We start from the raw sequence: 23,421 nt of genomic DNA, 5'->3' as shown, positions 1-23,421 counted from the left end.
TTTGTTACCTACTTTGTGCAACGAGAGAAAAAAAGTGACAGTGGCATTACCAAAAAGACCACACCCCCACAAATTTCGTGATGCCCTCAGCCAACCCAAACCATTTCAGAACGTCTGGGGCGGACTCGCCTCATCTCCCTTTCTGCCGCATCAGCCCGGCACTGAAAATCCAGGAAATACGGATGCGCACTTGAATTGTGCGGGCTGGATTGGCACGCACTCAATTGAATCAGATATCCTGGAAATCCCGAAAAAAGCCAATAAAAAATTCGAATTCAATGGGAATTATTAGAATGGCATTCGCCTTGCATTGTTTTCGCATAGGCGCCGCCATGATCAATGTGAGCGGATTTAGATAAAGAGTCAGCGTTTTCGAGAAAGACTAATCATGTCCAGTACACTGATTGGCAAACCCGATTTACTCACCGAAATCTTCCGTCGCGATTATCGTTGGTTAGCTGAACGCCTACGCTATCGCCTGGGCTGCCGATTTAATGCTGAGGATGTCGCTTCAGAGTCTTTTTTACAGCTCTCAACGCTCGCCACATTGGAAGGCGTGCGCGAGCCGCGAGCGATGTTGACTACTATAGCCAATCGCGTCCTCTACGAGGTGTCGCGTCGCAAGGCGCTGGAGAAAGCGTACCTGCAGGCACTCGCTTCAGCTCCCGAACATGTGCATACTTCGCCCGAAGAACAGCACCTGCTTCTCGAGTCGCTGCTGGCGATCGACAAAGCATTGGACGGCCTGTCGAGCAAGGCGCGACAAGCCTTCCTGTACAGCCAGCTCGATGGTATGACCTACGCACAAATCGCGGTTAAATTGGGCGTGTCTGCAAGCATGGTGCGTCAGTACATGACTAAAGCCTTGACTCAATGCTACTTGGTTGCAGCGCAATCCTGAGTGCGGAGCATACGATGTCGAAACCGATTGCACCCGATACCGTTGCACAGCAGGCAATCGAATGGATGGTGCACCTCCACTCGGGCGAGATGAGCGACGAGCAGCGTTCCGATTTCGAGCGCTGGCGAGCCGAACACCACAGCCACGACCTGGCATGCCGCCGAATCGAAAAGGCCTTGGGTCATGTGCCTCAGGTGGCAGCCGAGCCCTCGTTGCGTAAAACGTTGAACGATACAGGCGGTCGCCGTCAGTTCCTGACAAACGCTTTGGCCATCGCGACGCTCGTCTCTACCGGCGGTTGGTTTTACAACCGACAGACCCCGCTGACCGGATTGCTGGCTGATTTGCATACGGCCACTGGAGAACGCACCACCACGCACCTGGCTGACGGCAGCGTGCTTACCCTGAATGCGCGCAGCAGCGTCGACGTCAAATTTGATGCAAATCGTCGTCACCTCTATTTGACGAAGGGGCAAATTTACATTGATGCCCAGCCTGCACAAATCCCGCTGGTGGTTACTACGGCCGATGGCGATATCAGCATGTACAGCGGCGCATTCACCGTCTCCGTCAGATCCGACGGCACACGGGTTGCCGCCCTTTCGCAAGCCGCACAGATCAAAGCCCGCACCCTGCGCACCCAACTCCTTACCGGCCAGGGAGCGCTGTTTAATAGCCAAGGTATTTTCCCTCGTAAGATCGCGGTGAATTCAGAGAGCGCCTGGCTCAACGGATTCATCGAAGTCAATGATCAGCCCCTTGGAACCCTTATCGAGGCCTTCCGCGATTACCGCACAGGAATCGTCCGGGTATCACCGGAAGCTGCCAAGCTGCGGGTCAGCGGAGTTTTCCCGCTCGACAATACCGACTACGCCCTTGAAGCCCTCGCTCAGACGATGCCTGTCGTCATCACCCGGACCAGCGGATATTGGGTCAGCATTTCCAAATCCTGACCCTTCCCGCCTCCCACTTCAAAAAATCTCGCACACTCACTGTCACTTTTATCTTCTGGTTGCACAGACCTTATAGAGATAACCAGAGTGTGCCGCCGTGAAACCTGCTCAACGCATTCGCTTCGCCACCATCGCCCCACCTTTACGCTTGGCGCTCGCGTTACTGTCGCTTTGCATCAGCCGCCAAGCGCTGAGTTGCGAATTAGACGCTGCTTATCCCTTTCACATTGAAGCTCACAGCTTGAGTGAAACCCTTCTGCTGATTGGCCGTACCAGTGGTTGTACCGTGGCGTTCAAACCCGACAACACGCGTGGCTACCAAAGCCAACCCATCAACGGCCGCCTTAGCGTGCGCCAAGCCATGGGGCTGGCACTGATCAACAGCGACCTTGAAACGCTGCAAACCCGCAACGGTTCCCTGACCGTCCGTAAGCGCGGCGCCGCACCCCGTTATGTGGGGGAAGAATGAAGAGTAAGCCGACTATGACCAACTTGAACGTTTACCTTAAAGAGGGTGTAGACCCTCTGACCTGGAAGGCGGAACCAACACTGCCCAAAGAACACAAGTGCTTTCCATATGGTCTGCTATTGGTTGCCGGCGCGGTAATGATCGCGCACGTGGGATTATTTGCCTTGATGGTGACCCAGACGAGCAACAAGGAAATCACCCTGACCACTGCACCGGCTGCCAGTGTCCGGGTGTCCATGGTCGCCCCACCTCCCCCTCCTGAAGTGCCGCCAGAGATCATACCCATACCGCCCGCGCCTCCAGTGCTGACCAGCGAGAAAGCCGAGCGCACGGTTGCACTGGAAAAGCCCAAGCCCGTTGATAAGCCCAAGCCAATACCAAAACCAAAGCCCGTGCCTAAAAAAGTCGAGCCTACTCCCGTTGTCGAGGCCAAGCCTGTAGAGCCGGTACCTGCCCCACCACGAGAAGCTCCCGTCAACAGCGAGAAGATGCTCGATATGCCGGCGTCCGGCCCCAAGGATGTGCAAACCGTCGGCTGTCGCGTACCTGCGCCTGATTACCCACGCCAGGCTCGCCGTCAGAAGATTGAAGGCAATGTCCTGGTGCGATTGCAAATTGACTCTCAAGGTCAAGTGCAGACGGCCAGTATCGCCCGTAGCAGCGGCAATCAAGATCTCGATGAGGCCGCACGCAAAGCCGTAATGGGCGCCTCATGCACGCCCTACATGGAAAGCGGCCGAGCTATCGCAGTGCGCGCAGTGCAACCCGTGTCATTCCGTTTGAATCAATAAAATCAGCCTGAGAGGTAACATCAAATGCAGGAATTAGGATTGGCTTATGCCTGGCAACAGGCCGACTACGTATCCAAAACGATTGCGTTCGTCCTGACGATCATGTCCGTATTGTCCTGGAGCGTAATTCTCATCAAAGCAGTCCAATTGCTGCGCTTTGGACGCATGAAAAAGCGTGCGCTGGGTTTCTGGAACGCCAGCGGATTTGTCGAAGGCGTAAAGAGCCTTGGTCGGAAAAAGCACAACCCCTTCCAGGAACTGGCCATCGCCGGGCACGCTGCCAACTCTCACCAGAACCAGCGAAGCTCCCAGTTGCATCAACGCTTTGATCTCAGCGACTGGCTCGCCCGCTGCCTGAAAGAGGTTCTGGACGACCATGTCACCAAGCTGCAGGCAGGATTGGCGATCCTTGCATCCATTGGTAGCACCGCACCGTTTGTTGGGCTCTTCGGCACGGTCTGGGGTATTTATCACGCGCTGAAGGTCATTGGCATGAGTGGTGATGCCTCGCTGGCCCAGGTAGCGGGGCCTGTGGGTGAGTCGCTGATCATGACGGCCTTCGGCCTGTTCGTCGCCATCCCGGCTGTACTGGGTTACAACGCCATTGCCCGACATAACAAAGGCGCGGTACATCAGCTCAGTCGCTTTGCCCATGACCTGCATGCCTTCTTCCTGACCGGCGCACGGGTTTGCGTGGACCCGGCCGACGAGCAAGCTCAAGCCGATAGCAAGGTCACCGTGATGACCGCCAAACAGGGAGGCAGAGCCTGATGAGCATGTCTCAAGGTTCACAGTTCGACAGCGACGATGCTCTGATGAACGACATCAACATGACCCCCTTGATTGATGTGATGCTCGTGCTGTTGATCATCTTCATCATCACCCTTCCGGTGATCAACAAGGCCGTCAAGGTCGACCTGCCCAAAGGTGAGGCCCAGACCATCGCCGTGCAAGACAAGAGTGTGGACGTCTCCATCACGGCAGACGGCAGCATCCTGTGGAACAAGGAGCCTGTGGATGACGCCCAGCTGGTACAGAAAGTTGCGGTAACGGCGGTACAGGAATCACCGCCTGTACTGCGCGTCTATGCCGACAAAGCGGTTCGCTACGAGCGAGTCGCTCAGTTGCTGTCCACTGCCCAAAAAGGCGGACTGTCGAAAATTGATTTTGTCACCGACGCCACTCCCAGTCACTGACTGCGGTAACGCCGCTAACGAGTAATGATCATGACCTCTTCGACGTCCGCAATAGACGGACACATTCTGCCTTTACCTGAATCAATGTCGGGGCATTCCATCGCTGAGCGGCCAAGCATAAGCGAGGTGCTTTTGCCCTTTTGGTTCTCCAGCGAAAAGTGGCTTGCGTTAGGACTGTTGAGCGTCATCCTCACCATCACATTCGCCGGTACCTTAGGCGCTGTCACCTTAAACGAATACCAGGGCAAGCTGACCGATGCTCTGGTGGCACTGGACTGGGAAGCGCTCAAGCCTCTGTTCCTCTTCAGTCTGCTGTTGGGAGTGGTGACCGGAGTGCTGCCTAGCGGTAGCACTATCATTTCGGGATACCTGGAACTTCGCTGGAGGACCTGGATGACCCATGTCCACCTCGACAAATGGACATGTAACGCTCACTTCTTCGCGTTGGAGCGTGACGGGCTGATCAGCAATGCTGATCAGCGAATCGCCGAAGATATTCGGCAGGCTGTAGAGATTACTATCAACCTGCTCACTTCAAGTACATTCGTGGTTGTCAGTACTATCACCTACAGCATTGTGCTCTGGAACCTGGCCGGAGCACTTGAATTCGAGGTTTTCAATCTTCAGTTCAGCATTACCGGCTACATGGTTTATGCCGTCTTCATTTATCAATTTTTACAGTTACTGATATCGCACTGGCTCGGGAAGAATCTGATCGGCCTGAACATGCATAAACAAACGGTTGAAGCGGACTTTCGTCATCAAGGCATGCAATTACGCGAGTACGCTGAACAAATTGCATTCTACGGTGGTGAAGAGCGTGAAAAGCATTCCTTGGTTGAACGATTCGCCCGTATCCGCGCAAATACCATACATATCCTCACGCGCACGTTTTCCGTGACGCTTGGCCAAACTTTCTATGCTTCTTCACTCACCCTGCTACCCACACTGCTTGCATTGCCGCTGCTGCTGACAAGTAAGATTTCTTATGGACAAATGGTCTCCATCATTGGTGCTTACCACATGCTTTCCGGCACCGTTGCCTTTTTCCCTCAGGCTTATATCAATTTTACCCAATGGTTGGGGCTCACCAATCGCTTGCGCGATTTGCAGTGGGCCATCAACAAGGTAGAGCAACAACAGACTGAAATCAGCCACCTGAACAGCCTTGGCCCCTACCTGCATTGCGAAGCGTTGAGTCTGTTCACTCCGCAGGGCAAGGCGCTGGCACGGCTTGATAGCTGGACGGTGGAAAAAGGCGAGCGGTGGTTAATCAAAGGACGCTCCGGTAGTGGCAAGAGCACCCTCTTGCGCGCCTTGGCAGGCTTATGGCCATACGGCGCGGGGCAGATCTGCCTTCCCCACGGCCGTCAGTCGCTTTTTCTTCCTCAGAAAAGCTACATCCCCACGGGCTTATTGAAGGATGCACTCTGTTACCCCCATACCAGTAGCGATTTTACTGATGATCAATGTCGGCAAGCACTCATTGATTGCTGCCTGCCTGCACTGAGCGACTCCCTTACGGTTCGAGAACGCTGGCAGCAAACCCTCTCCGGTGGTGAGCAACAGCGCCTGGCTATGGCGCGCGTGCTGTTGCAACGCCCGAGCTTCATTTTCCTCGATGAAGCCACCAGCGCGCTTGACCCTGACACCGAACACAGCATCTACACCACCCTGATTGAGCAACTACCCGATAGCACTCTGATCAGCGTTGCGCACCGTGAGTCTCTGGCTCGCTTTCACTCTCACACCCTCGATTTAACACACTCACAATAAGGGCACATCATGTCTGACATCATCACCGTGACTGAAGAGAACCTCGATTCTGAGGTGTTCGGCGCCAGCAAGGCAGTACTTCTCGACCTCTGGGCCCCCTGGTGTGCACCTTGTCGCACGTTGGCACCGATTCTGGAAAAACTGTCTGCACTGGGTGGTGAAAGCCTCACCGTTGCGAAAATGGACGTCGAGAAATACCCCGAGGCGATGGCTCGTTTTGGCGTGCGCGGCATTCCAGCATTGCTGCTATTTAAAGACGGCAAGGAGATAAGCCGAGAGGTCGGCACCAAGACCCTTACACAACTTAAAGAGTGGATGGCCAACTCCGACATTAAGCTCAGCGAGCCGGCCCCAACCCCGACTGATACGGCAATGTTCGGGGCATTTTATGGTGACCCCCAACTTAAACAGTTTTTCTGCGACCGCTTGTTAGCCCATGCGCAGCAGGGAGAAATCAAATCGGACAACAACGCCTATTGGATTGAGGGTTCTGGCACACCAGGCGCCGCATGGGTGCATTCGGCTGACCCGGTGGTATTTGAGCGTTTGACCGGTCTTCCTGCTTCTTTCTCCATCGCCCTGGACTTCACCAGACCCATCAAAAGCGCTGAGCTTGAGCCGATCATGCAGGCACTCAAGCCGGGAACGGATCTGAACAATGTGCCGCTTCGTCTGACTCACTCGCTCTTGAGCGAAGCCCTGTTTGACTGGCCGAACCTGCTTTCGCAATCGGCGTTGATCACCAGCTTGCGCAAAGAATGGTTGGGGCTATGTGAGCGTTACCTGGCAGGGAACACCGTCTCAGAGCAAGATTGGAAGGACCTGACCTTGCGCGCGAAGACGCTGAACAATCATCAAGATCCGGCAGTTAGAAACACTGCCGAATTGATTTCGACGCTATCGCCGCCGCCAACAGCCAACAATGCCGATGGCTGGACAGTCGTTTTCAGGCTCGCTAGAACTGTGATGTATTCAATCGGCCAACACCTCAGTAACTGGACACTGGAAGAACGTCAAACCGAACAGCGTCGCTGGGATTGGTTTAATGAAAAACAATCACAGAGCGCTTCCGGTGAGCTCAGTCAGGAAGAAATTCAAGCCTACCGCGAACAGTGGTTCAGTGAAAACGAAGCCTATCAGCTTAAAGAAGAAGTGTTTTTTGACAACGAGTTGCAAGGCCTGCACCCCGTTCTGGATTGCATGCGCGATCACCTGGTAACACTGATGCGCGGCGCCCCGCCATTCAACCCCAACTGAATTTGACGGAGGTGTCTTATGACTGCAGCATTTTCTAACAGCCCCACTTACCTGGCAGAACTCGCCGAACAGATCCTCAAACTGGCACGCAGTCAAGGTGCAAGCCATGCACAGGTTAGCCTCTCGCAAAGCCGGGGCTTGTCGCTGTCAATGCGTCAGAGCCGAGTGCAGTCGCGCGTTCGGGAAACCCACAGCGGCTATTCGCTGACAGTGTTCATGGGCAAGCATCAAGGCTCTGTCAACTCCACTGACTTGAACCCGAACGCCCTCTCCCAATCCGTTAAAGCTGCCTGTGCGATCGCCCGCTATACAGGCGAGGACGCCGCAGCCGGTCCAGCCAGTTCCGAACAGCTTTGCTCACCCGATAGCGAACTGAACCTGTTCCATCCATGGGACATCGATGAGGATCAGGCCGTAGGCTTGGCCCAACGCCTGGAAAGCGGACTGGAGAGTGCCGGTGGATCGGTACAAAGCGAAGGCGTTTGGGTCAACAGCCATCAGTCCTACTTCTTGCTTGCTACCAGTGAAGGCTTTAATCAAGGTGTTGCAAAATCGCAACATAGCCTGGGCGCCAGCGCACTGGCGCGTAATGACCAATACTCCGAACGAGACCACTGGTCCGAGTCTTCAACTGATGCCCGCAATCTACCCTCGGTGGAACAGATCGGCAGGAACGCCGGACTGGGGGCCGCTGCCTACTTGAACAAAGGTGCGTTAAGCAGCCGCCGCTGTGCCGTATTGTTCGACCCGCGCACTGCAACCAGCCTTATCGGGCACTTCATCCAGGCTATCAGCGGCCAGGCGTTGTACACCAACGCCACCTTCCTCAAGGACCAAATTGGCCAGCCTGTCATGTCTGACCATCTGCGTCTTTATGAGGACCCCTACTTGGCTGGCGGTAACGCCAGCAAGAACTTCGACAGCGACGGAATTGCTCCGCAACAGCGTTACCTGGTCGAGGACGGAGTTCTCAAGGGATATTTACTGTCGCTCTACGGCGCCAGACGACTGGGTATGGAACCTACCGGTAATGGTTTCGGCCCCGGCAACCTACTGCTAAGCAGCAAATCGACCGGCGCCGACGACGACTTGCCGGCCATGCTGCGCAAAATGGGGACAGGCCTGCTCGTCACCAGCCTGGCGGGCAACGGTGTGCGCCTGATCTCCGGAGACTACTCCCGTGGGGCCCGAGGTTACTGGGTCGAAAACGGAGAAATTCAGCATGCGGTCACCGGTATCACCATTGCCGCCAACCTGAAAGAGATGCTCAAAGGCATCGTTGCGGTTGGCAGCGACGTCATTTGCCAAGGCCCATTCAGTACGGGTTCTATTTTGATTGAACAGATGCAAATTTCTGGTCAGTAGCCCTACAACGGAAGACCTACTATGTCGTTAAATCAAGTGAATCATCTGGCACTGGCCAGCGACGTACTGCTGGCTCCCCATGGCCTGGATATCTCTGACCTGCACCGGGTGTTCGACTCTGTGCATGAACATAAGGTCGACTATGCCGATCTCTATCTGCAGTCAACCCGCGAAGAGCGTTGGTCGATGGAAGATGGGGTCGTCAAAGCCGGCAGTTTTTCCGTCGACCAGGGTTTCGGCCTGCGCGCATTGAATGTCGATGAAACAGCCTTTGCCTATTCACAGCATATTGATCGTCAGCAACTGATGGAGGCTGCACGATCGGTTCGCACAGTCGCCATGCACGGCGACGGGCGTATTGAGTTGAAAGGCCAAGCAGTGCAGCGCTGTGGCTTTTATGGACACGAAGACCCCTTGCAAGCCTGCGAAACGGCGGAAAAAATAGCCCTGCTGCAATCTATCGATCGCAAGGCCCGAGCACTGGACCCTCGCGTTTGCCGGGTAATAGCTCACCTTCAGTTGAGCCATTCGGTGGTCATGGTGATGCGTCACGATGGCCGATTGGCCGCAGATCTACGCCCCATGCTGGTGTTGCAAATGCGGGTTTTTGTCAACCAGAACGGACGTCTTGAAAGTTCCGGGGGAAATATTGGCGGTCGAAGCGACTTCAGTTTGTACAGCGATGCCCGTGTGGATCAGGAACTTCGTCGGGTCGTCGACTCAGCGCTGATCAACCTGGAAGCAGAAGCCGCACCCGCCGGCAGCATGCCTGTGGTCATCGGGCCAGGCTGGCCCGGCATGTTGCTGCATGAAGCCATGGGGCACGGATTCGAGGGGGACTTCAATCGAATGGGTACCTCGATCTATTCCGGCAAGATCGGCCAGCGCGTTGCCAGCCCCGGAGTGAACATTGTCGATGACGCGACGTTACCTGGCAGACGTGGATCGCTGCATATCGACGATGAGGGCGAACCGGGCCAGTGCACCACACTCATCGAGGGCGGGATTCTGGCGGGCTACATGCATGACAGCCTCAACGCACGGCTGATGAAGCAGCACAACACGGGTAATGGTCGCCGCGAATCCTATTCGCAGTTGCCCATGCCACGCATGACCAACACATTCATGCTAGCCGGTGAACACAGCCCCGAAGAGATCATCAGCAGTGTGAAAAACGGGATCTATCTGGCGGATCTTGGCAGTGGTCAGGTGGATATTGTAAATGGCCAATTCACCTTCGAAAGTGAACTGGCTTACTTGATAGAAAATGGCAAAATCACCCGCCCCGTCAAAGGCGTGACGCTGACTGGCTCAGGTCCGCAAACCCTGCAGATGATAAGCATGATTGGCAATGACCTGGCACTGGACAACGGCGGCGCCACGTGCGGAAAGGCAGGCCAAAGCGTTCCGGTTTGCGTGGGTCAGCCGACTATCAAGATTGATCAACTGGTTGTGGGCGGCACCGCCTGAAAAACAGTGAAGGTTGGGCGACTCCGGTCGCCCCGCCTTCGGATGCAGCGAATCAAGGCGCATAGCGAAGTGGCAAACTGGTCGAGTATTTAATCTGTTCCATAGAGAAACTTGAGCTGATATCCGACAGCCCTGGAACGCATATCAGTTGTTTATAGACTGAATCGTATGCCGCCACATCGGGCACCGCCACACGCAACAGGTAGTCTGTATCTCCGGCCATACGATAGACTTCCACAACTTCCTCGATCGAGGACACCGCACGATGAAAGCCCTCAATCCAATCGGAATTGTGCTGAGTAGTCTTGATGGAGACAAACACGACCACACCAACATTTAGTTTTTTGCCATCCAAAAGCGCCACCCGAGCACGGATAACACCCGACTCTTCGAGTTTCTGAATACGCCGCCAACAGGCCGTGTTCCCTAAGCCGATCTGCTCCGCGATATCACCTACCGGCCGCGTGCAGTCTTTCTGCAGAATGTCCAGTATTGCCCTATCAAGTTTATCCATGTGGTGTCATGCCTTGGCCTTGGAAGATAACGGTAAACGTATGGATTCGACGCTCATCATTTTCCAACAAACAAGTGCCGAGCGCCATCAGACTTTACAATTTACGCAATATGTTTGGCCCTAACATCATATCCGCCTCTAAGCAGTCGCGGCATTGTCAACACCCTCCACCCACTCACCGACTGAGCCGGCGAAACGTTCCACACTCGAAACGTATAATCAGCTCTATCAACCTGAGCACGCGGACAACTACTCCTAATGAGCGTCATGGCTATGAGCCTTCACCCGACTGGACACTCCGCGAGCACTTATTCACGCCACGCTCTGCGCCACCGGCCATGCAACCAAACGTTGACAGCGGCGCGCGTGTAAAAATATTTGAATTATAACGACGGTATAGGTGGGGTATCACTATTGAAATTGATCTACTGCGATTAGAAAAATACGGGCAGAAAAGTTTGTCCCCCTACCATAAACCTAAACTATAACCCTTCACAATCCTCGCTTGATTTTCATCTAAAGAACAATATACTCAAGACACCAAACACAAAAAGATTATACCAATGCCAATTTCTGAAAATTTTTTGAAAGCGGGTCGCAAGGTACTAGGTCTAACTCAAACGGAAGTGGCGGATGCTCTTGGTGTTTCGATAGATACTATTAACCACTGGGAGGCAGGAAAGAAGCCAATTCCAGAACGCATGATAAAGAAAATCAATAATCTCAAGCCGAACGATATAAAATCTGCTGATCATGGACCGATAACTTTAGTCATTGCTCCCCTCGGATTTTATCGCACTCCGAACACTGAGGAATACGCCGAAATACGTCAAGAGTCTTATCTGAAAACCTCAGATGCTTTTATACAAGCCTCCTGGTATTTCCACGATTATCCATTGATGCAAGCTTTCATTATCGACAGCAACTGCACTATTTGCCGCAGTATTGATGATATAGATAAAACAATAGGCCGAGCAGTTAAAGAAGTATATTTCGTACACGTAATTTCACCCTCGACTAACACCCCAATTCTTTCAACAGATGGGCCAGATGCGGTTACGCGCGCCAGTAGCTACCCAGATTTCTCTGAGGCTCTGGAGGATGCAAAAAAACTAATCAGTGAAGGGTTTTGTATTGCGTTGAGCATTCCGAATGGAGTTCGATTGTACAACGAAGGAATTATCAATGCCAAAAAAGACAATTTCTAAAACGTATCCTTAGTAATTTCTCGTTTTTTAGGCTGCGGTTGACCAGCCACTGAGCCAGTGTTGAAATTGGTTTTGATGGACGATTATAGACGTGCGCGCGAAGCGATCTCCTTGATCGCCCCGCGAATTGACTTGCCCTTGAGTCTACGTCACTTCAGCCATACACCGACCTGCTGCTCAGTTCCCTCTATAAACACCAAAGTCTCAACCTGACATGCTTCGATCAAGTCTTGGCGAACGCCTTTTATCATTTCAAGCTGCGCAGCCCTGTCAACCAGTTCAACACGTGCTACCGAAGCCTTCATGGATTGGCGGGCTTCAGATTTTGCTTTGCGAATCGCAGATAGCATGGCACTGACACTCATCAATAAGCTTTCAATAGACGCGTCAGGCGAAGCATCCCCTTGCGGCCAGGACGCATTGTGCACTGAACCGCAATTCCAGGATTGCCAGACTTCCTCACATACAAATGGCAGAAATGGCGCAAACAATCGCTGCTGCACACTCAGTGCATGTGCAAAAGCATTACGGGCCGAATGACCTTCTGGTCGATAGGCGCGACGCTTGACCAATTCGACATAGTCATCGCAAAACCACCAGAAGAACCCTTCGATACGCGACAGCGCCACGCTATAGTCGTAAGCCTCCAGCGCGAAGGTAGCGTCCTGGACTACGCCGTCCAAGCGTTTAAGCATGGCCTGATCCAGCGGTTGATCGATATCCGCAGAGTCATCCTTCGCAAAGCCTTGAACCAACCTTGATAGATTGAACAGCTTGACGGCCAAACGGCGGCCGATCTTCATCTGCTGTTCTTCAAAGACTGTGTCATTGCCCAGCCGCCCTGAGGCTGCCCAGTAGCGCACGCCGTCACTTCCGTACTGGTCGAGCAAGGCTTGAGGGGTCACCACGTTACCCTTGGATTTAGACATTTTCTTACGGTCGGGATCAAGGATCCATCCAGAGAGCGCGACATTGCGCCATGGCACGCAACCGTGCTCAAAATGGCTGCGGACCAGTGTCGAGAATAGCCAGGTCCGGATTATGTCGTGACCTTGAGGCCTGAGATCCATGGGGTATATTTTGGCGAACAATGCGTCGTCATCTCCCCACCATCCGGCGATTTGAGGCGTCAGCGAGCTGGTGGCCCACGTATCCATGATGTCCTGTTCGCCGACGAAACCATTCGGTTGCCCACGTTGCTCTGGTCGATACCCTGGCGGAGTATCCAGGCTCGGATCAACTGGCAGGCTTTCCTCGCAGGCAATAATAGGAGTGCTGTAGTCGGCTTCGCCTTGTGCATCCAGGCCATACCAGAACGGAATCGGCACGCCGAACGTGCGCTGACGACTGATTAGCCAATCACCATTCAAACCACTTACCCAATGCTCGTAACGCCTGAGCATGTGCGGCGGATGCCAGTCCAACGTCTGACCAGCGGCAAGCAACACGTCCCGCAGGCTCGCGTCGCGTCCGCCGTTACGCAAGTACCATTGCCGAGTGGCGATGATTTCCAAAGGCTGGTCGCCTTTTTCAAAGAACTTCACAGCGTGTTGAATCGGTCGCGGCTCATCTCGCATAGCGCCGCAGTCGCGCAACATCGGCACGAGTTGCTTACGAACTTGGGACAAATTACGCCCGGCCAAGCCTGCATAGGCCTGTCGGCTGTGTGGTGTCGTCAACCAGGCGGGAGTCTCAAGCAACAGGCGTCCATCTTTTCCCAGTATTGACCGCGTGGGCAACTGCAACTCTCGCCACCAAATCACATCGGTAAGATCGCCAAAGGTGCAGACCATCACCAAGCCGGTGCCCTTGTCAGGATCACCCAACGGGTGTGCCAGCAGCGGTACGTCCAAGTCAAAAATCGGCGAGCGCACGGATTGTCCGAACCGCGCCTGATAACGAACGTCGTCCGGGTGAGCCACCAGCGCCACGCATGCCATCAGTAGCTCAGGCCGAGTAGTAGCAACCCTCAATGCGGCGCCATCAGCCGTCTCAAAGCTGAGTTCGTGATACGCACCAGCGACCTCGCGCTCTTCAAGCTCTGCTTGAGCCACGGCTGTCTGGAACGTTACATCCCACAAGCATGGAGCTTCCTGGCTATAAAGTTCGCCACGCTGATAGTTACGAAGCAAAGCGCGCTGACTCGCTCGTTGAGAGCGCTCATCAATGGTGGCATATGAAAGGCTCCAATCAACGGACAAGCCCAGTTGCACGAAGAGTGCACGGAACGCTTGCTCATCAATGGCTGTCAGTTCGTGGCACAACTCGATGAAGTTGCGCCTACTGATGACAGTAAAGTCACCTCGCTTTAATGGAATGGGCTCAGGTGGCCTGAAATCAGGCTGATAAGCTGCCAGCGAGTCGCAACGTACGCCATAGAAATTCTCGACCCTGCGCTCGGTAGGCAAGCCGTTGTCGTCCCACCCCATGGGGTAGAACACAGCCTTACCTCGCATGCGCTGGAATCGAGCGATGATATCTGTGTGGGTGTAGCTGAAGACATGACCGACATGCAAGGAGCCTGAGGCCGTCGGCGGGGGGGTATCGATGGAGAACACAGCGTCGCGTTGGGCTGTGTGGTCAAAGGCGTACGTGCCTTCGAGCTGCCAACGTTGAGACCAGCGTGTTTCAAGGTTTTCGAGCGAGGGGGTGACAGTTTGATCGTTTAGAACTTCATCACGTTTAACGGTGACATAGCATCCTCCTGTTAATATCAAAGGGCACAACAATGAGTGTGCGCCGAGGTGAAATTTATATTGAATCGCCTTTGAAAAGTAAACCCCCTAATCAACATTTGTCCATCGTAGTTCAATGCAACTGACGGCTCGTCCAAGAGAATGCATTCAGATTTACACCACCTGCGGAGCCCATTTATGCGCCAGCAGCATCAGCACCGACGCGCATTTACCGCTGCGCAACGATCTTGCGAAGAGCCAATTCTTACCTCCAAGAGCCCATGGCTGTCGGCGCCGATGCAGAAGTGACCCAGTTGCCGAGATTTCACTGCCCCTGTCTGCCTCTTCGTGAATCATTGTCTGTGCTGGATTTTTGCAGATTTGGAAATGGGGCAGTCTTGCGTTGGCAACTGGGTCAATTCAGGGGCAGCGCCAACAGACTGATGTCAAAGTTTGGTTCAGCGAGAAGGACCTTGGCCTCGGCGGACTGCGGCAATCAAACACCAGCGCTAGAGGCTCGCAAGCCTGAATAAACTTTTGAACACCAAGTCATCAAGGGCGACTGTCTAAAAAATAGTGCCCTCAAGGTTGGGCACCTCCACCAAGGAGCAAAGTGGAAAACTATTCCAGCCGCTACCCGGCTGAATGACTTAAAACGGTTGACTGGTTCCGATCGCTGATTGCGTTTACCCATGACCATCAGCTTTACGGCCTATTACGACAACCTGAAGGGGCAGGCGGTCGGGTTCTGTAAAAAAACGCTTTTGCTGAAGTCTCATATTCCCAGTTGCTTACTTATTTCATGCTTTTCTCTGGTCAAGCTATGTCGCCTAAAGATGCACAGAAATTTTCCCAAGCCGAACGCGGCGATCAAACCCATGGGCTATCGCGTTGATGGGCACATACCTTGTCTAAAGGGTCAGGGTCGAAAACGGGTGACTTTAGTCACCCGCCAAAGATCAAAATGTCGTAGCAAACAATAACTGGGTGTAGACGTTTCTATCGTTGTTACCCAACTGCGTCCCCCCCTGCTCTGCGCTCTTGTCTGGTTGGTAGATGCCTAACAACGGCAAAACGGTCAAGTGCTGATTAACGCGCCATTCGGCATACAAGTCGATTTCATGCCCATCGGTGTTACGCACGTTACGATCGATGGTGTCGTAATTGAAGTACATGGCTCCAAGGGTCAGGCTTTCCAAAGGAGAGACCTTGAACGTGACGTTCTGGATACGAGCATTATTATTGAAGGGGCCGGCATAGTTACTTGCCACTTCACCTTGGAACCATGTGCCGTAGCCACGGCCCGTTCCATAAAACAAAGTGTCATAATCCTCTGAAAAGCGGCTGTAGCGATAGCTGGCGCTCGGCTTCCACGGAGCATCAGCAAAGGTCCACCCTGCTTCCAGATACCAAGCGTCCTCATTCGCCGCATTCGGTTTGTTTTGCCTGGCGTATTCACCCGACAAAAACAGGTTTTCCACGCCCGCATTACCCACTGCGCGCACGCTGTAGGTCTTCATGCCGTCACGTTCAAGCTGAAGAGGGGAAGCGTACTGTTCAGCGATTTTCGTGGTGTTGATGTACGTCAGGCCAACGGTACCCGCTGCAGCCACGTGTTCCAGCGTACCAACGTACATCTCGGTATTGGCCTGAGTGGGGTTATCGGATTTAAGCCACATCAGATCGCCACGCCAGCCCTCTTTACCGCCAATGCGCAACACGGCTGTCTTATCGAATGCTTTACGGGCAGCCACGTAGAAAGCACCTCCACGATTGTACTGTCCGTCACCGAGGCCGCGACCCGCACTGAAGGCGTCGCCCTGAATAAGGAAGCCGTCGCCCACTGCAATATTCTGTCGACCGAATGAAAAATCGATGCCGTCTTTGCCAAGGACTTCAAACAGGTTGCCCGAGCGCCATCCCAGATAAGCATCTTCAATCTTGGTGGTGCGTTCAGATCCATCAGTGTAGCCTGCAGCGTCGCCGTCCCCCCAGGTGGCCGAACTGACGAGTGAGAAGGCACCATAGGCCGTCCCTGCGCCTCGCAATCCCTGATCGCCGCTCACGCCATACTTGATGTAGCCCTCTCTCCATGAGGACGATCCCTGTGTTAACCGGCCAGAGGCTGGATAACTTTCACGACTGTGGAAAACGCCAAAAACCGCATCCAGGTTAGCATTGAGATGGGTGTCATCTCGGGAAAAAAGCTCGTAAGCGCCCGCGGGATTTGTTGTATTGAATAGTGCAGCGAGGGTAAAAAAGTGAAGCAGGGAATATCGACGCATGGTTGCATTTCCATTTCTTTTTATTGGGTTAAGCGATACATTAAATGGGCTATTCCTCACCTGCATTTAAATACCGCCAGGATTCTGCAGTCGCTGGGGTAGTCAATGCGAACTACTGATTAATAGTTGCACAGTCTATTTTCTAAACATCTGTTACGTTTTTCTAAGTTTTCACCTCCTCGCGATAGCTTGCTTGAATAACTCTTTGCTAGGCCTAACATGAACATTATTATCTGTACAGCAATCGCCTGAGTCTGACGTGCTTTTTGTAGGGGATGTACCAAGTATAAGAAGCGCTAAAATCTTAACTGTGCTGACTCAACAGAAAATACGTTTCTCTACAGAGACTGATATTTAAATCTATAACCGACACCATCAGCTCGATAAGAGAGAAAGGATTGCTTGTTATGCGTGAGCACTCCCGCTCTCAACCACTACCCAACACAATGCCTTGAAGCCTTAACTGTTCAACCCCTGCAAGATGCCTTCCGATCAAAACGCTTGGCGAGTGTCAGAAGGCACCACTGTTATAGTCGGCAGAAACAGTGCGGACACTCCTCGTCTCCGGCACCCGAACTTTTAACTTAAAGTATATAACCTATCCCAGCGAGCGCGTCGTCAGCGTTAATCAAACGAATTAACTTACGCTGAATCTTGAAAGTCTCACTGACGCGCTCAAGCTCGTATACGATGTCCGCGCTGTAATGTTTGAGCGAGTCCTTACGGAACTCGCGCAAGTTTTGCGCGCAACGGACCGTCACTTTCTCATCGCTTTCGAACAGCACACGAAAACGTGACAGGGTGCGCACGGTACGCGGCTGCGGGCTGGTGGAAATCGAATCACCTCCGGTCAGACGCTGGATACGCAACTGACGCATGTGATGATCGTCATAGGCGTAGTTGAGGGTGTTTTCGAAGTCTTCTTCCTTGGGATTGATCGGGATAATGTAAGTACCCTTTTCGTTCCACAGGCTCATCCAGGTGTCGAATTCGCCATGGTCGAGCATGTCGCCTTCAGCCCAGATAAAAGCGGTGACTTGATTCAGTAATTGCAGGTTCATTTACTTAGTCTCTGCCGTCATCATCTTTTTCCACTGCTGGTAAGCAGCGCGCATGCCGGTCTCGGCGCTTACGTCGCTGACCAGCCCGTCTTCGGTCGGTTTCTCACCCGGCAGGCCACGGTTCAACATGATCCACAGGTCTTCGCCAGCACTGGCGCCTTTCTGCACGCGCTCCCAGGCTTCGGAATCGTCCGGAGTACCAAAGCCCATCGGACCCTGGAAGTGCTCATGCAAACGCAGGCGGTAGCGGTTGGCTATAGCAGGGCCGCCGTCCATGGTGATTACCGAGTGATGAATTTCTGTCTCTGTCACCGATATCGGTTGCAGCGCGCGGAAAAACGCCATGGAACAGGCAACGTTGGGGAACAGGTTAAGATTGAAACCCGAGCCACCGACAGCACGAACAATACGGCGCACTTGCTGCTCTTCGATACCGTCTTCGCGCAATTGCGCAGCAAGCTCCTCGAAGCGCTCCGGAATCGGTTTGTCGAGATCGGCTTCAAGATCCACCAGGTCGGGGATCATCACCATTACGCTGTGCCCGTTACCAAGGTCTTCGACGTAACCCGGCCCTTCAACGAAGTCGAACAGTTTGAGGGTTTGCTCATCAACCGATGCCAGGAATGACTTGTGCACCAGCGGGAAGTGGTAAGCGTCTGTGGTATTTTCCAACTGGATTTTCCAGTTGCCCGGAAAGCGAAAACGGTGCTCGCCTGGGACCTTGATCGGGTAACCGGCGCCCTGTTTCATGAACAGGTCGATCCATTTCTTGGCAGGCCCCAGGAAGTCGACCAGCGGTTCGATATCATCCTTGAGAGTGGCAAACAGCATGCCCGCGTATTCTTCGACACGCAGGCTGACCAGAGGCAGCTCGCCCTTATCCAGGCAATCACCGTAGCTTTCAGGGCTCGGCACACCACGCAGTGAACCATCCAGCGCGTAACTCCAGCCGTGATATGGGCAGACAAAGCTGTTGGTCTTGCCCTTCTTGTGTTCGCATACCGTAGCGCCGCGATGGCGGCAGCGGTTGAGGTGCACATGGACCTGTTTCTTGCGGTCGCGCACCACGATCACCGGTTGCTTGCCGATGTAGGTGCTTTTGTAGCTGCCCGCCTCTGGGATCTCGCTGACGTGCGCTACCCAGACCCAGGTACTGTAGAAAATCTTTTCCAGTTCCATGTCAAACAGCTTGGCGTCGGTGTACAACGAGGTGTGCACGCGGTCGTGCTTGATCAAGCTTGCGGGCTCCATATCAAGCCCGACAACGTTAATTAAATCGCTCACAATTAATTACCTTTCTATCGCAATGTGACGAGAGTTATTTTGAAATAACCTTAAGCCCGCACCCACAGCTCATCAACCGCCGACCGCGAGAGGTTTATTGTTTTAAAGACAACAAGCGTCAGCCCACCTGGATCAAGCTTAACGGCGGTGTAGGCATGGCCTATATCATTTGATCCCGGACGAGTCAGCTTTCCTGAAGCGCCCCTTGATTATCCCGTAGAGAAACAAGACAACCAAAAGTAATGGAGTGCCATTGACCCAGGCAGATTCACTGCCCGTTAGCATGCCGTAATTATCGTAGATGAGATAAACGGCAGTACTAAGCCCAGCCAGTGCGATGAGTGGGCTGAGTAACGTTTTAAAATACCGTTTATCGTTGGCTTTTTTGAAGTGAACGACGACCCCCAGTGTGACAAATGTCTGAAGCCCTATCAATCCAAGCGTCGACAATGCCACCGTTACGGGAAACAAAAATACAAAGGCGTCATAGCCCAGGGAGGAAGAGACGATAATGGTCAGCGCAACGATCACGGTCACAAGCAGACTTGCATTGGCTGGAGATTTTTTCGTTTCATGAACATGTGAAAGAACATTCGGCAAGTGCCTGTCTTTGGCCAAAACTTGAACATACCGCGTCGCAGCATTATGCAGTGACAACAAACAGCAAAAGTTGCTGGTGCACAGCATGAGGGAAACAATTGTCGCCATCGTGCTACCCAAGCGAGTCGTGAACAAATTAATGACCAACCCGCCCTTCGCTATTGCTGCCTCGTCCTTGATGGAGTCAAACCCAACCTCACCGATGATCAGCCAGATAATGATCAAGTAGGCGACGCCTACCAAAACGACCGCCAAACGAGTGGCATGCGGAATGGTTTTTGCTGGCTTCCTGGCTTCCATCGCATAAAGCGCGGCGGACTCGACACCGAGGAATGATGCCAGCGCCACCATGAGCCCAACCCCCAGCCCCGGCAACATTATTGCGTCTACCGAGATGGCTTGAACCGGGAAGGCGTTAAGACCTTTATCCAAGAATATGGAAATACCCAGTAGAAAAAGCACAAAGAACTCTGCAAGCACCAAAGGCACGAGGATCTTTGCGGCAAAATCAATATTCGCCCGACCCAGGTAACAGATCGCCCCCACGTATAACACGGTCCATGCTGCCCAGCCGATATCAATACCAAACCCTTGCATGGTCATATTCGTGTAATACCCGGACGCCACAGCAATCGCCGTGGTAATCGCCAGATAAGAGGCTAAGGCAACCCATGCCGCCCCCGCTCCTACGCCCCGTCCAAAGATCACCGTAAGGTACTTGTAAAACGCGCCGCCCCCCGGGATCGCCCGGATTAATTCGCCATAGCCTATCGAGAAAAAAATCATCAGAATTCCCGCCAGCAGGAATGCTCCGGCAAGGCCAGCGCCATTACCGTGCTCAAAAGCAATGGGGGCTGCGGTGAGAACTGCCCCTAACGGTCCTGCGGCTGCAATCACCAATAACGCGATTTTATAAGCACTTAGATTACCTTCTAATTGCTGGCCGCCTGCAGGCACATCTGCAGATAGGGGCTCGGATAGCTCTGTCATCCCAATTCTCCACTCTAATTATTTTATGAATAACGGAAATAAATCGATGCAGCAGCATCCTTGCGGACCAACGCGAGCGCTCCTCAAGGGCAAGCGATACCTGCCCGCTGCCCCTGACAACCGCAGCCTGGCTATTCTTTACATCGCTCTTCACTCGTTGCCAAGTTCATCAAACTCTTATCTTGCCAAAAGGCGGGTACTCAGGAACTCAAACCAATCACTTGTCTTCGATGACACGATTCATGACGCCTATTCAACGAGGCATCAATGTGAAGTTTATATTCCTGGCCTTGGCAACCGGATTGAATCTGGTTCAAGCGTATCCTTCTAATTTTCGGCGCGATGTAGATTGCGCATCACATGTAGCCGGCTTCATATGGGTGTACGGCCTACCGGTATCCTTGCAGTACTTAGCCGCGAAAACGATGACACCGTAAGCGACATTCGTTGTACAGATTGCAACGCTGCAACCTTTTGGGTGACATCCCTGATCAGGCCCTTCGTCGCGCGAGAAGGAACTGAGTCACTTTTTGATTGCACCGCCTGACCAGCGTGCTTACTGCGCTCGATGACGAACGCTGATTTATTCAAAGGAACGCACCAGCAATGGCACACAGACGTGCATCCGCTCCCTTTGCTCCGATGAGTTGCAGGCTGGTTTTAATGGAGGAACCCGGATACGGAATTGGCACACTCAATGCCGGGTGCCCGCTCAAGTTGAACGGCCTGAGGAATCGCGTCAGATCGATCACCGATTCACCCTTGCATACATCAACCAATAGCGGTGGTAGACGAGGCAAACTCGGAAGGACGAGTGCATCGAAGCGTTCAAGCAAATGGTCTACCTGTTCGCTGAATGCCATGCGCACCGCATGCGCAGCTTGTACGGCCACGGCATCGGTGTTGGCCGCACGCAGTAACCTCGCCTCAATATCGGCACCCAGTAAAGCTTGGCCGGTGTAATGACCATAAGCAGCCCACGTTTCAGCATTAATGACGGTCAATGCAGCTTCGAATGCCTGATCAAGAAGCGGCAGCGTGACGACTTCCCAGGCCCAGCCGCGACGATTCATCTCGTCCCGTATGGCTTGCTCAATCGCAGGATCGCAAGAGACATCGACTAAACCTACCCGGAATTGCCCGAGAGGCTTATGCACCGAGAACGTTGAGTCCATTGAAGTCATCGCAGCCACGATCGTCTCGAGATCACGAGCCATGGGTCCTACAACATCAAGAGAACTGGAAGCCGGATACACACCGTGACGACTCAAACGACCGAACGATGGCTTGAGACCTAAGACCCCACAGCAGGCAGCCGGCATGCGCACAGAACCTCCTGTATCAGTACCCAATGCCACATCCACATTTCCCTGAGCAACGATGACCGCCGAGCCACTGGAAGACCCACCAGGTATCCGATCCGGTGCCTGTGGATTAACTGGCGTTCCAGCCCACTCGTTGATACCGGTCACACCGAAAGCCAGCTCATGCAGCACAGTCTTGCCAATGATTTGCCAACCATCGTCGAGAAGCGCCTTCACAACAGTTGCATGGTCTTGGGCTGGCGGGGCGTGTTCGAAAGCACGACTCCCACACCGTGTTGGCCAACCTGCCACATCCAAAGAATCCTTGATGGCGACAGTCCGACCCGGCCCCCCGATGCAACCTTCAATGACCAGCGGGCTCACAGTGGCGCCCCCTGGACATTCTCGAGACGAAAGGCATCAACGCGTTCAGTTGAAAAAGAGGAGATGCGCCAGGCGTCTGCCTCCCAGAGAAATTCCACGCTGAGGGCGGCAACAATTGATCCTGATTGGCCAGATTCGTAGCGACTGAGTTGCTGCATTACCCATCGGCCTTTGGCTTGAAAACCATCGACAGATATCTGCTCACCGGATAGAAAGTGCATATTTGACAGAAAGTGTGGAGCCGGCGGCAGGTAACTCATGAGCATCGCCACTATCGCTTTGCGTCCGTTTACACGACCAAACTTAAGGGCATACCGAGATCCGACCCCCTGCCACACTGCGTCTTGGCAGAACAATTGGCTCAGCTCGCTTTCACGTGTTTCAGGCCCAGGAACGTCGCACAAAAACATATACCGATTCAGTAAATGGCGAACCGCAGATTCGGCCTCAAGTACCCGAATACGCTCTTCCAGCAGGGAAATGTCAGAAATGGGGGAAATCATGAAAAGGCTCCTGTCGAATTTGCAAAAACAAGACAAGGAAATTACTGACATAGAAATCGGGCCACAATCACAGTAACCAGGGATCATGTTGCTTTTTAGGCAATGATGTTGATCGGTGCTTGACCGGAATAGCCGCTATACCCTGCTAGAGAAAGCGTTGTCATTACCACAACAAGTGTCGCCTCAAATGTCATCGAGTTCAAAAAAACGAACTGTAGGATAAGCGTGGTCTGTTACCTAGTTTAGCTTGAGCGCCAGAACTCATGCCGAATGCTCCAAGGCTGATTTGGAGCAGTTAAGCGCCGAAAAAAGCGCATAACCGTCATGGCTCACCCGATTAGTCGAAGGCCCTGCGATTTGGACCGTTCGATTCAGAATGACAACGGCGTTGAAGGTTAGAGCGCAACCGGTCAGATCACGTCCCCGCTGAGAAAG

General features: G+C 53.3%; 20 protein-coding genes. 12 read left to right on the top strand and 8 right to left on the bottom strand.

Annotation, left to right across the window (positions count from 1 at the left end; translation table 11 throughout):
• Positions 1 to 34: 34 nt before the first annotated feature.
• The 11 genes from AB4O05_RS18610 (at position 35) to tldD (ending at position 10,178) form a co-directional block, all read left to right on the top strand.
• Positions 35 to 292, top strand: a complete 258-nt coding sequence (locus AB4O05_RS18610; protein WP_460136081.1) for a hypothetical protein — start codon at positions 35 to 37, stop codon at positions 290 to 292.
• 96 nt (positions 293 to 388) lie between these two features.
• On the top strand, positions 389 to 901 hold the full coding sequence (locus AB4O05_RS18605) for a sigma-70 family RNA polymerase sigma factor (protein ID WP_460136083.1): 513 nt from the start codon (positions 389 to 391) through the stop codon (positions 899 to 901).
• Positions 902 to 915: 14 nt separating this feature from the next.
• Positions 916 to 1,854, top strand: coding sequence for a FecR domain-containing protein (locus AB4O05_RS18600; RefSeq protein ID WP_460136085.1), 939 nt, complete (start codon positions 916 to 918; stop codon positions 1,852 to 1,854).
• 241 nt (positions 1,855 to 2,095) lie between these two features.
• Positions 2,096 to 2,323 carry an STN domain-containing protein gene (locus AB4O05_RS18595; RefSeq protein ID WP_339532212.1) on the top strand — a complete coding sequence of 76 codons (228 nt, stop codon included), beginning with the start codon at positions 2,096 to 2,098 and terminating at the stop codon, positions 2,321 to 2,323.
• Positions 2,324 to 2,337: 14 nt separating this feature from the next.
• Entirely contained in the window at positions 2,338 to 3,114 is a 777-nt protein-coding gene (locus AB4O05_RS18590; protein WP_460136087.1) for an energy transducer TonB, read from the top strand.
• A gap of 24 nt (positions 3,115 to 3,138) precedes the next feature.
• Complete coding sequence (locus tag AB4O05_RS18585) at positions 3,139 to 3,885, top strand: MotA/TolQ/ExbB proton channel family protein (RefSeq protein ID WP_460136088.1); 747 nt, start codon at positions 3,139 to 3,141, stop codon at positions 3,883 to 3,885.
• Positions 3,885 to 4,310 (top strand): ExbD/TolR family protein, encoded by a 426-nt coding sequence (locus AB4O05_RS18580; protein ID WP_460136089.1) that lies wholly within the window; start codon positions 3,885 to 3,887, stop codon positions 4,308 to 4,310. Before AB4O05_RS18585 ends, AB4O05_RS18580 begins: the two co-directional genes overlap by 1 nt.
• Positions 4,311 to 4,340: 30 nt before the next feature.
• Positions 4,341 to 6,086, top strand: coding sequence for an ABC transporter ATP-binding protein/permease (locus AB4O05_RS18575; RefSeq protein WP_460136090.1), 1,746 nt, complete (start codon positions 4,341 to 4,343; stop codon positions 6,084 to 6,086).
• A 9-nt stretch (positions 6,087 to 6,095) separates the two neighbouring features.
• Positions 6,096 to 7,343 carry a thioredoxin family protein gene (locus tag AB4O05_RS18570; RefSeq protein ID WP_460136092.1) on the top strand — a complete coding sequence of 416 codons (1,248 nt, stop codon included), beginning with the start codon at positions 6,096 to 6,098 and terminating at the stop codon, positions 7,341 to 7,343.
• A gap of 18 nt (positions 7,344 to 7,361) precedes the next feature.
• Positions 7,362 to 8,708, top strand: coding sequence for a TldD/PmbA family protein (locus tag AB4O05_RS18565; protein ID WP_460136093.1), 1,347 nt, complete (start codon positions 7,362 to 7,364; stop codon positions 8,706 to 8,708).
• Positions 8,709 to 8,729: 21 nt separating this feature from the next.
• Positions 8,730 to 10,178 carry a metalloprotease TldD gene (gene tldD, locus AB4O05_RS18560; protein WP_460136094.1) on the top strand — a complete coding sequence of 483 codons (1,449 nt, stop codon included), beginning with the start codon at positions 8,730 to 8,732 and terminating at the stop codon, positions 10,176 to 10,178.
• A 52-nt stretch (positions 10,179 to 10,230) separates the two neighbouring features.
• On the opposite strand, the gene AB4O05_RS18555 is transcribed toward tldD, so the two are convergent.
• Positions 10,231 to 10,692: an Lrp/AsnC family transcriptional regulator gene (locus AB4O05_RS18555; protein WP_460136096.1), complete on the bottom strand. Its 462-nt coding sequence runs from the start codon at positions 10,690 to 10,692 to the stop codon at positions 10,231 to 10,233.
• Positions 10,693 to 11,255: 563 nt separating this feature from the next.
• Between AB4O05_RS18555 and AB4O05_RS18550 the strand changes: the two genes are divergently transcribed.
• Positions 11,256 to 11,900, top strand: coding sequence for a helix-turn-helix domain-containing protein (locus tag AB4O05_RS18550; RefSeq protein WP_460136098.1), 645 nt, complete (start codon positions 11,256 to 11,258; stop codon positions 11,898 to 11,900).
• Positions 11,901 to 12,049: 149 nt separating this feature from the next.
• Here the strand turns inward: AB4O05_RS18550 and valS are convergent, their stop codons facing one another.
• The 7 genes from valS to AB4O05_RS18515 all read right to left on the bottom strand — a co-directional run bounded on the left by valS (position 12,050) and on the right by AB4O05_RS18515 (position 22,986).
• Positions 12,050 to 14,617, bottom strand: coding sequence for a valine--tRNA ligase (gene valS, locus AB4O05_RS18545; RefSeq protein WP_460136099.1), 2,568 nt, complete (start codon positions 14,615 to 14,617; stop codon positions 12,050 to 12,052).
• A 917-nt stretch (positions 14,618 to 15,534) separates the two neighbouring features.
• Positions 15,535 to 16,860 carry an alginate export family protein gene (locus tag AB4O05_RS18540; RefSeq protein WP_460136100.1) on the bottom strand — a complete coding sequence of 442 codons (1,326 nt, stop codon included), beginning with the start codon at positions 16,858 to 16,860 and terminating at the stop codon, positions 15,535 to 15,537.
• Positions 16,861 to 17,444: 584 nt separating this feature from the next.
• Positions 17,445 to 17,921 (bottom strand): aromatic-ring-hydroxylating dioxygenase subunit beta, encoded by a 477-nt coding sequence (locus AB4O05_RS18535; protein ID WP_460136101.1) that lies wholly within the window; start codon positions 17,919 to 17,921, stop codon positions 17,445 to 17,447.
• On the bottom strand, positions 17,922 to 19,205 hold the full coding sequence (locus tag AB4O05_RS18530) for an aromatic ring-hydroxylating oxygenase subunit alpha (RefSeq protein ID WP_460136102.1): 1,284 nt from the start codon (positions 19,203 to 19,205) through the stop codon (positions 17,922 to 17,924).
• 165 nt (positions 19,206 to 19,370) lie between these two features.
• The gene (locus AB4O05_RS18525; protein ID WP_460136104.1) at positions 19,371 to 20,795 is read right to left on the bottom strand and encodes an APC family permease; all 1,425 of its coding nucleotides are present in this window, start codon (positions 20,793 to 20,795) and stop codon (positions 19,371 to 19,373) included.
• Positions 20,796 to 21,382: 587 nt separating this feature from the next.
• On the bottom strand, positions 21,383 to 22,483 hold the full coding sequence (locus AB4O05_RS18520; RefSeq protein ID WP_460136106.1) for an amidase: 1,101 nt from the start codon (positions 22,481 to 22,483) through the stop codon (positions 21,383 to 21,385).
• Positions 22,480 to 22,986: a nuclear transport factor 2 family protein gene (locus AB4O05_RS18515; RefSeq protein ID WP_460136108.1), complete on the bottom strand. Its 507-nt coding sequence runs from the start codon at positions 22,984 to 22,986 to the stop codon at positions 22,480 to 22,482. Before AB4O05_RS18515 ends, AB4O05_RS18520 begins: the two co-directional genes overlap by 4 nt.
• Positions 22,987 to 23,421: the final 435 nt, after the last annotated feature.

Source organism: Pseudomonas sp. S1_G07, from assembly GCF_054668565.1.
The sequence above is the reverse complement of the archived record's forward strand: the minus strand, read 5'-3'. Positions and strand labels throughout refer to the sequence as shown.